Here is a 15,085-nt window from a genome sequence, read left to right as displayed (position 1 = left end):
TGGGACGCCTGGGACGGCCGGGCCGCGTGGGGTTACACCACCTTCACCTTCTCCTCAAACGCCTTATCCGTCACATCATAGAACAGCTCCAGCAGCTTGCGGAAGTTGTCGGGTTCCTGGATGGACTTCTCGGTTTTGTTGAGGTTGTCGAGCAGGTAGTTGTGGCTGAGGCCTTTGTTGAAGAAGTCGTTCCACTTCTTTTCCACCGGCTTGCCCAAGATCATGGCGTTGAAATCGTCGGTCTGCAGATCGAAGGGACGGAAGGCGCGGCGGTTCTGGGCCAACTCCTGCAGCCACTGATCCACGCCCATGTCCTGGCTATGCAGGAAGGTGTTCAGCTCCCGGAAGATGGGTTCGTTGCGCATGGCGTAGTCCAGCTTCAGGTTGTCGGCGTAGGGCGCTTTGTCGGTGGGCAGGTGCTGCTTGTGGTAGCGCGTGAAGTACAGGAACTGCGTGAGCTGCTTGGCAATGATTTCGCGCGACTCATCGGGCAGGTGGCTGAACTGGATTTCCGGCGCGTCGGTCTGTAGGCCATACTCGTGGAAGTGCGGGCCGCCGGTGCGCAGCTCGGCGGGCGAGTAGCGCATGAAATCCACGATGCTCAGGGCCGCCAGCAGCTCAATCACGTGGGCCTTGTTCTTCTGCTGGGTGCCGCCGGGCTGGTTTTCGTAGGGCGTGTCGGGCGTGTCGGCGAGGTAGTACAGCGCGTCGAGGCCCTGCAGGTTGTGCTCGTAGTAGCTGAGCGCCGCCTTGGTTTTGGTGAGGAAGTTGTTGGAGTCGATGACGGCGTTGTCCTCGCTCTGCAACGCAAAATAGGGCATTACCGTCACGGCGCCGGTGGGCGCGTCGCGCAGGTAGCGGGCGTTGCTGAGGCGGGTATTCGAGTCCTTCAAGTTCTTGAGCATCAGCGGGAAACCCGCCGCGCCCGTGCCACCGAAGATGCTCGACACGAAAAACACCCGGTCTCCATCCTGGAAGTTATCGGCGAAAAACCGCATTTCCGGGCTTTCCACCAGCTTGTTCAGCACGATGCTGCCCACGTTGGGCGAGCCACGAAAACCGATGGTGAGAGGGCTTTCCAGGTTGTCCTGCGTGAACAGCAAATCCACCAGCCCTTTCGAGTCCACACTCAGACCATCGTAGCTCAGGTATTGCCGGAAGCTCTGGTTGATACCGCCGAAGTCGAAGATGAAGGTATCCTTCACCGAGCCGTTCACGTCCTGCGAAATGCCGCTCAGCGTGCTGATATCGGTCTTGAAGAAGCCTTCTTCGCGGGGGCCGAGGCGCTTGTAGATCTGCTGGTAGCTCTGCAGCAGCTGCACCGTGCGGTTCATGTCGCCGTTGTGCGCGTCGGGGTCGATGATGATGGGCACCACCCGGTCGCAGTTGGGCAGCTCCACGCCCGCCGCCAGCAGCATCGTGAGCGAGCGAATCACGCGGGAACCCGTGCCGCCAATGCCGAATAAAAAGAGTTTAGCCATGAGGAGTAGTGAGTATTATGTATTGAGTAGCTAGAATCGGGATTGAGCTTACAGCACCGTTGGTTAGTTGCCAACTCAATACCCAGTACTCAATACTAAAACGGTGTCGTGCTGGCGTTGGTGGAGGCGCGTTTGAGCAGCACGGAGAACAGGAAAAACCAGAACATGCCCAGAATGGCGTTCCAGGTGGCCAGCCAGTAGATGTAGCTGTGGTCGGTGACCTGCTGGGCGTTGGTTTGCCAGATGGTGACGATGAAGGCCAGCAGCGCATTCAGCCCCAGAAAGATGGCCCAATGCCGGCCCTTATTGAAGGTGGCCACGCCCATGGCCCGGTTGATGAGCAGGTAGAAAACCACCACTAACCCAAGCGAAATTCCCAGATTCAGCAGCCCCAGGTTAGGGAAGATAACGTCGCGGTACACGGGGGTGTCGGCGGGTGGTTTGGGGGCGCCGATGAGCTCGTAGAGGAAGCGGAAGAGTGCTTTCATAGATGGAAGTAACGCGAAGTTTCACTTCGCGAGTGGTGGAACGATACTACGGGTACGAAATTGTGACTAACGTCAAGCTTCTGCTTTTACGCACGTGGGCTGCCGTTGAACGACTATCGTGCCAGAGGTGGCTGCGGATGTCGTTCAACGATACGCGAAGTAAAACTTCGCGTTACTACTCGGCAGGCTGTACGGTCAGGGGCAGCTCGAACACCGGGCGCTTCTCCCCGGCCGACTGCGGCTCCAGGCCGTCGAGCAGGGAGCTCAGGGCGAAGGTTTTGGGCGCGGGCGTGCCGTCGTTGCGGGTGGTCCACTGGGCCACCCAGGCGGGGCGCTGGTCCTGGAGGCGCAGCACCAGCGGGCGGGCTGCTTTGGGTGCTTTCGTGAGGCGGATTTTGGCGAAATGCGTGAACTTGCTTTCCGGGCCGCTGCTGGCCTTGGTCTGGGCCGAAGCCGCTTGCACGTCGAGCAGCTTGGCGTCGGTGTCCACACCCTGCAGCGTCAGGTTCTGCTTGAGGTAGGCCACGTCGCGGTACTGGCCGGGCAGCTGGCCCAGGTTCAGGCCCACCACAAACTCCACGGGCTGCTGCGCCGAGGCTTCCGATACCGCCACCACGCGGTAGGCGTCGGCGGTGCGCTTGCTGGCCCCAGCGTCGCCGTAGTACCAGCTGCCCTTGTTCTGGAACTTGCTCAGCAGCGAATACGCCGGCCGCGGATACGTGACGCCGAAGTGGGCCTGCTTGGCCGGCTGCTGCTCCAGCAACGCAGCATCAAACTGCCGCACGGCCGCCGCCGGCCCCAGCACCCAGATGTAGTAGGGAATTTCGGTGTCGCAGCAGGCCGTTTTCTTGCCGGCCGCCTTCAAAGCCGGATAGTACGTGCCCCGGAAATCGGAGGTGTAGCCGTACACCGACACGGCCAGATCCGGCTGCGCGCCGTTGCGCTGCAGGGCGTCGGTGATGTCGGTTTTGATGTAGGGAATGGCCCCGGCGTTCTTGGGAGAGTAGATGAAGTCCGAAATCAGCACGCTTACGGTGCCGGGCTGGTAGTAGCGCGTCATCAGCGTATCGAGCACGGCGGGCAGCTCGGTGCTTTTGGCCGGCTGCTGAATGCCGCTGCGCACGGTGCCGGAAATGCCCTGGTACGTATCGGCGTAGGGCTTCTCCTTGATGCGGAAAAACGCCTTATTCCGGGCGTTTGGCGTCCGGTTGATTTCCGAAAGCAGCTGCGCCACGTGCTGTTGAAACCGCGTATTCTCGCCGCTGGCTCCAGTTTTAGGCATGAAGCCTTCCATCGAGCCCGATACTTCCAGAAACACATTCACGGCCTGCAGCGGCTGGGCAGCGGCACCGCTGGCCACATCAGCAGCTTCTTCGGGAGCATCGGGAGCCGGCGTCGCGGCGCGCGTGGAGGCCGGAGTTTCGGCTTTGGTATCAGCGGCGGCTTCCTCTCCTTTCATATCGGAGCGGGAGTAGCAGCCGGGCAGCAACAGCAGCGTCAGGCCCAAGGCGGGCAGCAGGCGGGGAAGGAAGGTCGGGTAGCGCATCGGGCTAAAGTAACGACAATCTGCCCTCGGCGGATACATTCGTCTGTTATCACATCTGTCATCCTGAGCGGAGCGAAGGATCCTACCACGCCAGAACAAACCGTTCAGCAATAATTCACCCATAACCAGGATCCTTCGCTCCGCTCAGGATGACAGACGTTTAACTGTAGTCGATTTCCGTGTTATCCCCAATATTCAAACTATGCCGCGTGCCTTTGAAAAGGGCGTCGGAACCAACGATGCAGTCGTGCATAACGGCCGAGCGCAGCTCCGAGTAAGAGCCGATGATGGACTCACTCAGGATGGTGTTCTTGACGATGGTCCGGTCGCCGATAGCTACGTTGGGGCCGATAATGGAGCCCGAAATCTGGCAGTCTTTGCCGATGCTGACGGGCGGGATGATGATGGTATCGGGAAACTCCGGGTAGTCGTGGCGCTTCAGGAACTCGGGGCGGTTGAGCAGGCGGGCGTTGGCTTCGAGCAGACTCTCCTTACGGCCACAGTCAAACCAGTTATCAACGGGCACCGTCGTCATTTCGGCGCCGTCCTGAATCATCAGCATCAGTGCATCCGTCAGCTGAAACTCGCCGTGGGTGCGCTGGTCCTGCTCGATGAGGCGCTCCAGGGCCGAGGCCAGCCAGTCGGGATTGGCAATCTTGTAGAGGCCCACCAGCGCGTAGTTCGACTTCGGAATGCGGGGCTTTTCCACCACTTTGGTCACGCGCCCACTGGGCCCGGTTTCCACAATGCCGAACATGGAAGGCGTTTTCACCTCCTTCACGGCCAGCACGTTGCCGGGCGACTGCATCATGGCGGGCAGATCGATGTCTACGATGGTGTCGCCGAGCAGGATCAGGATGCCGTCCTGCTCGTGGCGGAACTGCTCGCGGGCCAGCCACAGCGCGTGGGCAATGCCTTCGCGCGGCTCCTGAATCACGAACGAAGCCTGTAGATGCGGATACTGCCGGCGCACGTAGCTCTCGATTTTTTCGCCGAGGTAGCCGATGATGAAGACGAACTCCTGGACGCCGGCCACACTCAGCCGATCAATAATGTGCCCCAGAATGGTGTTGCCGGCAACCGGAACCAGGGATTTGGGCTGCGTGTGCGTGTGCGGGCGCAGGCGCGACCCAATGCCCGCGACGGGAATAATGGCTTTCATGAATTACTGGCGTGGCGTAAGTCCGCAAAATAGCGAATCGGGGCGGGAGCAGCGCCAAACACAACCGCTGCGGCGCGAATTCGTACTTTGCCGGCAGAAGGCCGCCCGCTACCCGGGCCCAGCCTCGTTGCCGACACCGGCCACCGTTCTCCTGCTTTTCTTTCTCTCCCTTCCATTTCTTTCCTACTCTTTTATGAAACGCTTTCTTCTCTACTTTGCCGGCCTTGTGCTGCTGCTGTCCCAGTCGTCGTGCGGCTACAATGGCATGGTTGAGCGCGACCAGGCTGTAAAATCGCAGGTTGGCAACGTGCAGAGCGCCTACCAGCGCCGCTCCGACCTGATTCCGAACCTGGTGAACACCGTGAAAGGAGCCGCCAACTTCGAGAAAACCACCCTCACCGACGTGATTGAGGCCCGTGCCAAAGCCACCAGCGTGCAGCTGAACGCCGACAACCTCACGCCCGAAAACCTGAAGCAGTTCCAGGAAGCCCAGTCGCAGGTAAGCGCCGGCCTGGGCCGCCTGCTGGCCGTTTCGGAAAACTACCCCGAGCTGAAGGCCAACGCCAACTTCCAGGAACTGCAGGCCCAGATTGAGGGCACCGAGAACCGCATCAACGTGGAGCGCAACAAGCTCAACACCGTCACCAACGACTACAACGGCTTTGTGAAGTCCTTCCCGAACAACATTTTTGCCGGGATGTTCGGCTTTGCCGAAAAACCGTACTTCGAGGCCGACGCTGCCGCGCAGAAGGCACCTACGGTTCAGTTCTAATTTATTGGTTGTCAGTTGTCGGTTGTTAGTTGTCGGGGCCTGCCTGCAGGTTCTTACGGCCGACAACCGACAACTGCTTACTGACAACTGCCCATGAACAACCCTCTCACCGCAGAGCAGGAAAAGGCCTTGGTAGAGGCCATCCGGCAGGCTGAAGTCCTAACCTCGGGCGAAATCCGGGTGCACCTGGAAGACAACTGCCCCACGCCCGATCCGCTGGACCGGGCCGCGCAGGTATTTGCCGAGCTCAACATGCACAAAACGGCCCAGCGCAACGGCGTGCTGTTTTACCTGGCCTGGCAGAGCCGGCAGTTCGCCGTCATCGGCGACGCCGGCATCAATGCCGCCGTGCCCGACGATTTCTGGGAAACAACCAAGGAAAACGTGCTCCAGCTGTTTCGGCAGGAGAAGTACGCAGGCGGGCTCGAAAACGGCATCCGGATGGTGGGCGAGCAGCTCCAGCGCTACTTCCCCTACGACGCCGCCACCGACCAGAACGAACTCGACGATTCCATTTCCTATGGTGGTGGCCCGCCGCAGCCTCCCCGCAAATGACACACTCCCCTTTGTTACGGCCGCCGCTCTGGCTGCGGCCGCTTCTGGTAGCGCTGCTGCTGGCCATCGGCTGGGCTGGTTTCGCCCAACAGGTACCACCGCGCCCCAATCCGCCACGCCTCGTCAACGACTTGGCCGGCATGATGCAGCCGGATGAAGTGCAGGCACTCGAGCAAAAGTTGGTCGCCTACAACGACTCCACCTCGTCGCAGATAGCCGTGGTTACGGTGCCCACCCTGGGCGATGCCGACATTGCCGGCTATGCCCAGCAGCTCTATGAAGCCTGGGGCATCGGCCAGAAAAACAACAACAACGGCGTCCTGATTCTCATTGCCGAGAAGGAGCGCAAAGCCCGCATTCAGCCCGGCTACGGCCTGGAGGGCGCTATTCCAGATGCGCTGGCTAAACGCATCATCACCAACACCATCGTTCCGGCCTTTCGCGAGAAGCAATACTACGCTGGCATAGATCGGGCCGCCGACCAGCTGATTGCGCTGGCCAAAGGCGAATACAAGGCCGACCAAACCACCCGTACCCGCCCGCAGTCTAACGACAGCAGCGGCTCGGGCTGGATGTTCTGGCTGATTATCGGGGCGCTGGTGCTGTTTATGCTGCTGCGCAACCGCGGCGGCGGCAGTGGTGGCGGCGGCCGCAACCGAGGCTTCGGGGGCGGCATGATACCGCCCATCATCTTCGGCGACTTCAGTGGCGGCCGTGGCACCTTCGGGGGCGGCGGGGGCTTCGGCGGAGGTGGCGGGGGCGGCTTCGGCGGTTTCGGCGGCGGCAGCTCCGGCGGCGGCGGTGCTTCCGGCGACTGGTAAAGCCCGCCTTATTTGCAGCATCTCTAAAGGCCCGGACGTTCTCCGGGCCTTTTTTTATTCTCCTTTTCCGTCGGCCGGCACTTGCTGGTACGCGGGAAAAGCGTAAAACGGCCGTAGCAGCTGTACCACATCCAGCGCGTCGGCCAGGGCTTGGTGGGCTACCGTAGTATCCTCGAAACCAGCGCGGGCCTTGCAGATTTGCATGGTGGGCAGGCGCGTGTCTTTGCGCCAGTTGAGGTAGAAGGCGGCCGGGTCGAGCATGGCGGGCTCGGCGCGCACCAACGTACCGTAACCGGGCAACTCACGCAGGAAACCCAGGTCAAACGAGGCAATGTTCTTGCCGGCCATCGTCACGGCCACGCAGTCCTTTTTGTCTGGCCTGAAGCCCTGGGCCAGCAAAAACTCCCGCAGCTGCGGCAGTAGCTCCTGGGGCGTACACAGCTCGGGGTTGGGCTCCTTACGGGCCAGTTCCTGCAGCAAGCCAGCATTCAACGCCAGCGCACCGGCGGTGCCGGTCAGTTCAGGGTGGCGCACCACCCGCCGGAAATACGGCAGCTCCGCCAGCGGCAACAGGTTTCGGGTATCTTCCACCACGGCCGCCAGCTCCAGAATCTGGTGGCGGAGCGGGTTGCCGCCGGTGGTTTCAAGGTCGAGGGAGACGTAGCGCATGCCAGTCATGTACGCATGCTACCCAGCAACTGTTGATTTGCTAAGCGTCGCCACTCGCTACCTTCGGCTAACTTCACTCTTTTCACTCCTGACAATCGCAGATATCCTGCGGGCTGAGTGATATTTAGGCTAATCAACGTATCTTTTAGTCGACTTTCCCAACCAGCGTCCAGGCTGGTGCTAGACCCCTAGCACTCACCTTCAGGTTGTATTATTGTCGTTTAGACTGTCTTTCCTTCTATGTGAACGTTAACTCGTTAAATTTATAACATGACCAAATGTCTATTCGCATTGGCCTTTTGCTTTGTGCATTATGAAGGCTTTAGCCAGGTAACGGGAAACCCGGAAGATGCATCTGCTTTATCAATCAGGGTTTTAGAAAACGAGAATACCTCCCATTTTAAAGCGCACCCAAATCTTTATAACGGACCAGAGTATATCGACTATTCACGCAAGTATTTCCTGAAAACTGGTCACCAGTTTTTTATCAGCGACTCCCCGCAGCGTGGCACCGTCTTCTACAACGGCCGGCACTTTCCTGATGTAAATCTCTGGTACGACTTAGTGCTGGATCAGGTGGTATTGCTGCATCCTTCTACCTCATACACTCCTCGCCTAGTTGACGAGCATGTTCAGTCATTTCTGATTGATGGCAGGCGTTTCCTTCGGCTCGTAGCCGATAGCGCCACCGGCAAAGCCATCCAGACAGGCTACTATCAAGTGCTTATCGATAGCAATATACAGGTGGTGGCTAAGCGGGTGAAATTAATCAGTGAGCGACTTGAACAAGGCAACAAAAACGCCGATTTTTATTCGAAAGACAGGTACTTTCTGCGCAAGAACAATCTGTATTATCCGATAGACAGCAAAGCTTCCATCGTGAAGCACATGGCCGACCATGAAAAAGAAATACAGAAATTTATAAAAGCGAACAGACTGGGATTCAGCAAGAAAACCCGGGAGTTAGATATTATAGAACTTGCTGATTACTACAATAGCTTATCTACTGAGTAGTCTACTTTACATCTTCATATGATCTTATTGCACTTTCGTATGCGCATTCTCTACTCCCTACTTTTTATACTCTCCTCTTTTAGTTCGATCTGTCTCGGCCAGCAAACGGGGGGTAAAACGGTTACCGGCGATTTTACCCGTGTTCCGTTCGAGCAATTTGTGCGGCAGGTGGAACTTCAAACCGGCCTTCAATTTTATTACGACCCAACTACTGTCGACAGCGTTTTTGTGACCCTTAAGGCGCGTGAGCAGCCTGTAGCTGCAGCTCTGCAGCAGGCTTTGCAAAACAGCCTCCTCCGCTTCGTGCTGGATACTGACAACCGGGTGTTCATTGTGAGGGCCGATGCGCGACTAACCCCAGCACTGCCCGAAAACTTTTTCCGGCCGGCGGCGGGCGGTACATTATCCGATGTCATGATGTCGGACGCAGAAGCCACGCCCGAACGTCCGGAAGGACGCTCCCGGCTGGTTAGCGTCTCGGAGTACCGGGTATATGAGGTGGGTACTGCTCAGAGCGTCAAAGACAATAAGGCAACTTTGGCAGGCCGCATTCGCGACTCAAAATCGGGGGAACCCATTATTGGTGCAACTATTTATCACGAGCCCTCCGGAGTGGGCACCAGCACCGACCAGTTCGGCTCGTACTCGCTCACACTACCTCCCGGCCGCTATGACCTGAAAATTCGTGGCGTAGGCATCAAGAACACCAAGCGTCAAGTACTGTTGCGCGGCAACGGCAAGCTAGAGATTGAGGTGGACGAAGACATTGTGACGTTGAGGGAAGTAGTGATTGAGGCTGAGAAAGACAAAAACGTGTCGGGGATGCAGATGGGGCTGGAGAAGCTCGATATAAAAACCATGCGGCAGGTGCCCACAGCATTTGGCGAAACTGACATTTTACGGGTAATTATGACCTTGCCCGGCGTGAAAACGGTGGGCGAGGGCAGCACGGGCCTCAACGTACGCGGTGGTGCCGCCGACCAGAATCTGATTCTGTTCAACGATGCTACCATCTACAATCCGTCGCACCTATTCGGCTTCTTTTCGGCTTTCAACCCTGACATTCTGCAAGGGGTTGAGCTATATAAAAGTGCCATACCGGCCAAATATGGCGGGCGGTTGTCGTCGGTACTGGATATCACCACCAGAGAGGGAAATAAGAAGAAGCTTTCCGGCTCAGGCGGTATCGGGCCCCTAACGAGCCGTCTGACGCTGGAAGGACCACTGGCAAAAGACAAAAGCTCGTTTATCCTGAGCGGGCGCGCCAGCTATTCAGACTGGGTTCTTAAGCAACTCTCCGACAAAAATTACAGTCAAAGCGCCGCCGGTTTCTATGATATCACGGCCCACGTAACGCACGAGTTCAGTGAGAAGAACTCAGTTTACGCCACCGGCTACTACAGCTCCGACCGATTCCGACTGGGTAGCGACACCACCTACCGCTATTCTAACCGTGCCGCTACCCTGAAGTGGCGGCATAGCTTTACCAACCAGTTGTACGGCGTATTCACGGCTACATATAGTCACTATGACTACGATGTGACCAGTGAGCAAACTCCGGTGGCAGCCTCACAGCTCACCTATGCCATCAAGCAACCGGCTCTGCGTGCTGACTTCAGCTTTTTTCCCAACTCCAAGCATACGGTTGACTTCGGGGCGAGCACGCAATTCTACGGTATTTCGCCCGGCAGCCTGCTACCGCGTAGCGAGTCGTCGTTGGTGAGGCCCAACGTGCTGCCCCGTGAGCAGGCACTGGAGAGCGCCGTATACGTTTCTGACCGCTTTGATATTACACCGCGCTTTTCCGTATCCGCAGGCCTACGCTACTCTTTTTTCCAGGCTCTGGGGGCACGCGAGGTGTATCGGTACGCGGCTGGTGAGTCGCGCTCCGAGGCCACCATCGTTGACACCGTTAGTTACGGCGCCGGCAAGGTAGTGGCCAACTACCACGGTCCCGAATACCGGCTTTCGGCCCGCTATTCCGTGTCCGACAACTCGTCGGTAAAGGCCAGCTTCACGCGCACCCGCCAGTACCTTCATCAGCTCACCAATACCGCATCAGTATCACCGATTGACGTGTGGAAGCTCAGCGACAACAACATCCGGCCGCAGGTGGGCAACCAGTATTCGGTCGGCTACTACCGCAACTTCAAGTCTAATACTATTGAGACGTCGGTGGAAACGTACTACAAGACCCTCGATGACGTGGTGGATTTCAAGAGCGGAGCCACGCTGCTGCTCAACCCGCGCATCGAAACAGACATAATTAACGCGCAGGGGAAGGCGTACGGGGTAGAGGTGTTCGTGAAAAAGCTCACCGGTAAGCTGAATGGCTGGATAGGCTACACGTATTCCCGCTCGCTGGTGCGCGTCAACGCCGCTACTACTTCCGATATGATCAACGGGGGCAGCTACTACGCCAGCAACTTCGACAAGCCCCACGATGGCACCTTGGTCGGTAATTACCGCTTCAGCCGGCGCTTTAGCACCTCCGTCAACTTCACCTACAGCACGGGCCGCCCCATCACACTACCGCTGGCCAAATACTACGCCGGCAACTCGCTGCGCGTGTATTACTCTGACCGCAACGCCTACCGCGTACCTGACTATATGCGCCTCGACGTGGCGTTGAACATGGAAGGCAGCCACAAAGTAAAAAAGCTAGCCCACAGCTCTTGGACGGTAGGCGTGTACAACCTCACGGGGCGCCGCAACCCCTATTCGGTGTATTTCAAATCAGTAAACGGACAAATCAGGGGCTACAAGCTGTCTATTTTCGGCGAGCCTATTCCAAGTGTCACCTATAACTTCAAATTTTAAATGCATATCCTCTCCTACGCCTTGCGGTGGACGTTGCTTTGGTGCTTGGCGCTAGGGCTAGGCGTTTCCTGCACCGACGACTACATGCCCGATGTGGTGGAAAGCCCGCCGAATTTTCTGGTTATCGATGGCTTTATCAATACCCAGGGAGTGACCACTATTCGGCTCTCGCGCACATACGCCATTCGGTCGACTCAGGTGCCCCCGGCTGAAACCCGGGCGACAGTGTACATAGAGGAAGAGAGCGGCCCCCGCTACCTGCTGCAGGAAACCCCAGCCCGGTCCGGCACCTATACGTCGGCCAACCTGACGCTGAACATTGCCCGCAAGTATCGCCTGCACTTGACTACAACTACTAACGGTGAATACGCTTCGGCATACGTGCCCGTAAAAGTAACCCCGCCAATTGATGCCCTAACATGGCGCCCTACTGGCAATGGGCTCAACGTGTCCGTCAGTGCCCACGATGATACAGGCTCTACGCAGTACTACCGATGGGAAACGGAGGATACTTGGGAAATCAAGTCGCCCTACTACCCCACGGTGGAATATGTCAACAATGATATCCGCCCTATTGCTGTGCCATTTCCAACGGTTTGCTACGGAATAGAACGAGCGGGCTTCGTGCAGCTTTACAAAACAACTGCGCTAACGCAGGATGTTGTGGCCGATTTTCGGGTCCGGCAGTTGGCAACTACCTCCGAGCGTCTGTTTACGCGCTACAGCATCTTGGTGCGTCAGCATGCCCTCACGGCTGAGGAATACGCATACTGGGAGCTATTGCGCAAAAACACGGAGAATATTGGCTCCCTCTTCGACCCGCAACCCGCTCAGCTTACGGGTAACGTGCGCTGCCTTTCCAACCCCGATGATCTGGTATTAGGCTTCATCGGGGCTCACTCCATCGAAGAGAAACGTCTGTTCATCAGCCGTGCCGAACTACCGGGTTCCTGGCCGGTAGTGTCGGGCTACGAGAAGTGCGTGCCGCCCGACACGGTATTTATTCCCCAGCGAGGCTTAGAGCCCTCGCCGCCCCGGGCCACTATTTTGGCTGCTTTCTTTACTCCCGGAGGAGTTAACGTACCTATATCGGAGGCCCGCACCAGAAATGGTCCTGTGGGATATCTGTTCAAAACCCGCGATTGTGTTGACTGTCGCACGCGTGGCACGTCAATTAAGCCCACTTTCTGGCCTTAATCTTTAGCGCATTTATATGTATTCTCAGCTTATCATACTAATCCGGTGCTTACTATGGCGGCTGCCAGCCTTGCGCACGGGTTTGCTTGCCGGCTTGTTTTTGGGTGCTGCCACGGCATCTGCTCAATCGGAAGGACATAGCATAGCTACCAAGTTGCGCAGCTATCAGCAGCGTACCCTAACCGAAAAGCTGTTTCTGCACCTCGACCGGCCGATGTACCTGAGCGGCGAAACCATGTGGTTTAAGGTGTACGCTACTGACGGCACGTACCTCAAGCCGCTGCCGTTTAGCTCGGTGGCTTACGTGGAGGTTCTCAACCAAGCCAGCAAACCCGTACTGCAGGGCAAAATTCCGTTGCAGAACGCTACTGGCCAGGGCTCCTTCAACCTGCCTGCTTCCCTGCCCTCCGGCTCTTACACGGTGCGGGCCTACAGTCGCTGGATGCAGAATTTCGGGCCTGACTATTTTTTCCAGCAGGTCGTTACGGTGCTCAATACGGCCACCACCGCCGGCGCAGCCCTGACTGACTCAGTAGGCTACGAGGTGCAGTTTTTCCCAGAGGGCGGCAATCTGGTGTGGGACCTCAGCAGCCGGATAGGCTTCAAAGCCACCGACAACCATGGCCGGGGAGTAGCAGCAACGGGCAAGGTACTCAACCAGTTCAACCAAGTAGTAGTCACGTTCCGGACCGGCCAGTTCGGCATGGGTAGCTTTGTGTTTCAGCCCGAAGCCGGCAATATATATCGGGCAGAGGTGGCAGTAGCGGAAGGCACGGTGCTGAAGCGCGAGCTTCCAAAGGTATTTGCGCAGGGCTATGTCATGCAGTTGCAGAATACCACCCCGGCAATTCTAACGGTAGCGGTGCGCTCAACTAATCGGCAGCCCGAAACTATCTGGTTGCTCGCGCATTCCCGGCAGCAGGTGGTGGTAGCAGCCCAAGCCGAGTTGATCGACGGCAGTGCCCGTTTCACCGTCCGGACCGACCAGCTCCTAGAAGGCGTTTCGCACTTCACGCTGTTCAACTCTGAGCAAAAACCGCTGTGTGAGCGGCTCTACTTCCGGCCGCCTGTGCGCCAGCTGGCCATCACGGCCAGCGCCGAGAAAACCGAATACACCAGTCGTGAGAAAGTACGTGTGCAGCTGACCACGGCCAGTTCCGGCACTTCGGCCCTGCCTCTGGCCGCCAACCTATCGATGAGCGTGTACCGCCTCGACTCACTGACCACTGGCACCACGGCTGACATCAACAGCTACCTGTGGCTGTCGGCTGACCTGAAAGGCACCATAGAAAACCCTGACTATTACTTCACGGCCGGCGGCCCCGAACGCACGGAGGCAGCCGACAACCTGATGCTGACACAGGGCTGGAGCCGCTTTAAGTGGGAACATATTCTGGCGCGCCAGCCCCCCTGGCTCTACCGCCCCGAGCTACACGCGCCTGTTGTGCAGGCCCGGCTTACGCACGCCACCACCAACGCCCCAGTGCCCAACATCACCACATACATGTCGTCGCCGAGCCGCCTGGTTAGGCTGGGCAATGCAGTGAGTGACTCCAGCGGCTTGGTGGAGTTTGAAACCAACGAGCTGTACGGCTCCCGCGACCTAGTGCTGCAAACCGATCCGAAGCAGGACAGCACGTGCCGCATCACGCTCCTGCCGGCCTTTTCCACGCAATACGCCGCACGGCCCGCGGTAGCACAGGCGCCGGCTTCACGCTTCGAAACCGATTATCAGCGGCGGCACTTGCAAGCACAGCTGCAGAATATCTACTTCGGCAAGTACCGCAACCGGTATACGCTGCCGCCTACCGATAGCACTGCCTTCTATGGCAAGCCCGATGAAGTGTACATGTTGGACAAATACACGCGTTTTAAAGTGCTGGAAGAGGTGATGCGGGAATACGTGCCGGGCGTGGTCGTGCGCCTGCGAAAAGACGGGTTCCACTTTATCGTGATTAACAAGCTCAACCGGCTACCCCTACCCGAAGACCCAATGGTACTGCTCGATGGCGTACCGGTGTTCAATACTAATAAAATAATGGCCCTGAACCCGCTCAAAATCCAGAAGCTGGAGGTCATGGACGGGCGGTATTTTCATGGCACGTCGCTCTATAACGGGGTGGTGAGCTACACCACCTACAAGGGCGACCTAGAAGGCTTTCAACTCGACCCGCGGGTGCTAGTGCAGCAGTATGAGGGCCTGCAGGCTCAGCGCGAGTTCTATGCCCCGCGCTACGAAACTGCCCAGCAAAAGCAAAGCCGCCTGCCCGACTTGCGCAACCTGCTGTACTGGAATCCGAACCTGACCACGCCGACGGCCGGCACCCAAGCGGTGGAGTTCTACACCGGCGACCAGCCGGGCCGTTATCTGGTAGAAGTGCAGGGCCTGTCGGCAGATGGCCTGCCCGGCAGCACGCGGTTCACCATCGAAGTGAAACCGGCCCTTTAATGGCAGCACCTGCACTGTGGCAGGCCATACCCCAGACGTACGCCAGTAGTTGCCCTGCGCGTAACACAGATGCCAAGCCGCGGGTTGCTATGGTCTGGCCCCGTTGCCTTC

12 protein-coding genes are annotated in these 15,085 nt (G+C 58.0%); 7 read left to right on the top strand and 5 right to left on the bottom strand.

Going from position 1 to position 15,085, the window contains the following annotated elements; all coding sequences use genetic code 11:
* Positions 1-32: 32 nt before the first annotated feature.
* From O3303_RS16630 to O3303_RS16615, 4 genes are all read right to left on the bottom strand, one after another.
* On the bottom strand, positions 33-1,481 hold the full coding sequence (locus O3303_RS16630; protein WP_190782908.1) for a hypothetical protein: 1,449 nt from the start codon (positions 1,479-1,481) through the stop codon (positions 33-35).
* Between the two features lie 95 nt (positions 1,482-1,576).
* Positions 1,577-1,969 (bottom strand): hypothetical protein, encoded by a 393-nt coding sequence (locus tag O3303_RS16625; RefSeq protein WP_269559502.1) that lies wholly within the window; start codon positions 1,967-1,969, stop codon positions 1,577-1,579.
* A gap of 175 nt (positions 1,970-2,144) precedes the next feature.
* On the bottom strand, positions 2,145-3,515 hold the full coding sequence (locus tag O3303_RS16620; protein WP_269559501.1) for a hypothetical protein: 1,371 nt from the start codon (positions 3,513-3,515) through the stop codon (positions 2,145-2,147).
* 160 nt (positions 3,516-3,675) lie between these two features.
* Complete coding sequence (locus tag O3303_RS16615; protein ID WP_269559500.1) at positions 3,676-4,677, bottom strand: sugar phosphate nucleotidyltransferase; 1,002 nt, start codon at positions 4,675-4,677, stop codon at positions 3,676-3,678.
* 193 nt (positions 4,678-4,870) lie between these two features.
* On the opposite strand from O3303_RS16615, the gene O3303_RS16610 reads away from it, so the two are divergent.
* From O3303_RS16610 to O3303_RS16600, 3 genes are all read left to right on the top strand, one after another.
* Positions 4,871-5,449 (top strand): LemA family protein, encoded by a 579-nt coding sequence (locus O3303_RS16610; RefSeq protein WP_269559499.1) that lies wholly within the window; start codon positions 4,871-4,873, stop codon positions 5,447-5,449.
* 93 nt (positions 5,450-5,542) lie between these two features.
* Entirely contained in the window at positions 5,543-6,004 is a 462-nt protein-coding gene (locus tag O3303_RS16605; RefSeq protein ID WP_269559498.1) for a TPM domain-containing protein, read from the top strand.
* On the top strand, positions 6,001-6,825 hold the full coding sequence (locus tag O3303_RS16600) for a TPM domain-containing protein (RefSeq protein ID WP_269559497.1): 825 nt from the start codon (positions 6,001-6,003) through the stop codon (positions 6,823-6,825). Before O3303_RS16605 ends, O3303_RS16600 begins: the two co-directional genes overlap by 4 nt.
* Positions 6,826-6,879: 54 nt before the next feature.
* Here O3303_RS16600 and O3303_RS16595 read toward each other — a convergent pair whose 3' ends face one another.
* The gene (locus tag O3303_RS16595) at positions 6,880-7,494 is read right to left on the bottom strand and encodes a 3'-5' exonuclease (protein WP_269559496.1); all 615 of its coding nucleotides are present in this window, start codon (positions 7,492-7,494) and stop codon (positions 6,880-6,882) included.
* 270 nt (positions 7,495-7,764) lie between these two features.
* On the opposite strand from O3303_RS16595, the gene O3303_RS16590 reads away from it, so the two are divergent.
* From O3303_RS16590 to O3303_RS16575, 4 genes are all read left to right on the top strand, one after another.
* Positions 7,765-8,508: a hypothetical protein gene (locus O3303_RS16590; RefSeq protein ID WP_269559495.1), complete on the top strand. Its 744-nt coding sequence runs from the start codon at positions 7,765-7,767 to the stop codon at positions 8,506-8,508.
* Positions 8,509-8,922: 414 nt separating this feature from the next.
* Positions 8,923-11,328 carry a TonB-dependent receptor gene (locus O3303_RS16585; RefSeq protein WP_269559494.1) on the top strand — a complete coding sequence of 802 codons (2,406 nt, stop codon included), beginning with the start codon at positions 8,923-8,925 and terminating at the stop codon, positions 11,326-11,328.
* The gene (locus O3303_RS16580; RefSeq protein ID WP_269559493.1) at positions 11,329-12,525 is read left to right on the top strand and encodes a DUF4249 domain-containing protein; all 1,197 of its coding nucleotides are present in this window, start codon (positions 11,329-11,331) and stop codon (positions 12,523-12,525) included. It begins immediately after the preceding gene.
* A 154-nt stretch (positions 12,526-12,679) separates the two neighbouring features.
* A complete protein-coding gene (locus O3303_RS16575) occupies positions 12,680-14,974 on the top strand; it encodes a hypothetical protein (RefSeq protein ID WP_269559492.1) in 2,295 nt (764 codons plus the stop codon).
* The last annotated feature ends 111 nt before the right edge of the window (positions 14,975-15,085 follow it).

It is taken from the genome of Hymenobacter canadensis (genome assembly GCF_027359925.1).
Lineage (GTDB): Bacteria > Bacteroidota > Bacteroidia > Cytophagales > Hymenobacteraceae > Hymenobacter > Hymenobacter canadensis.
This window is presented reverse-complemented; position numbering and strand designations above follow the sequence as displayed.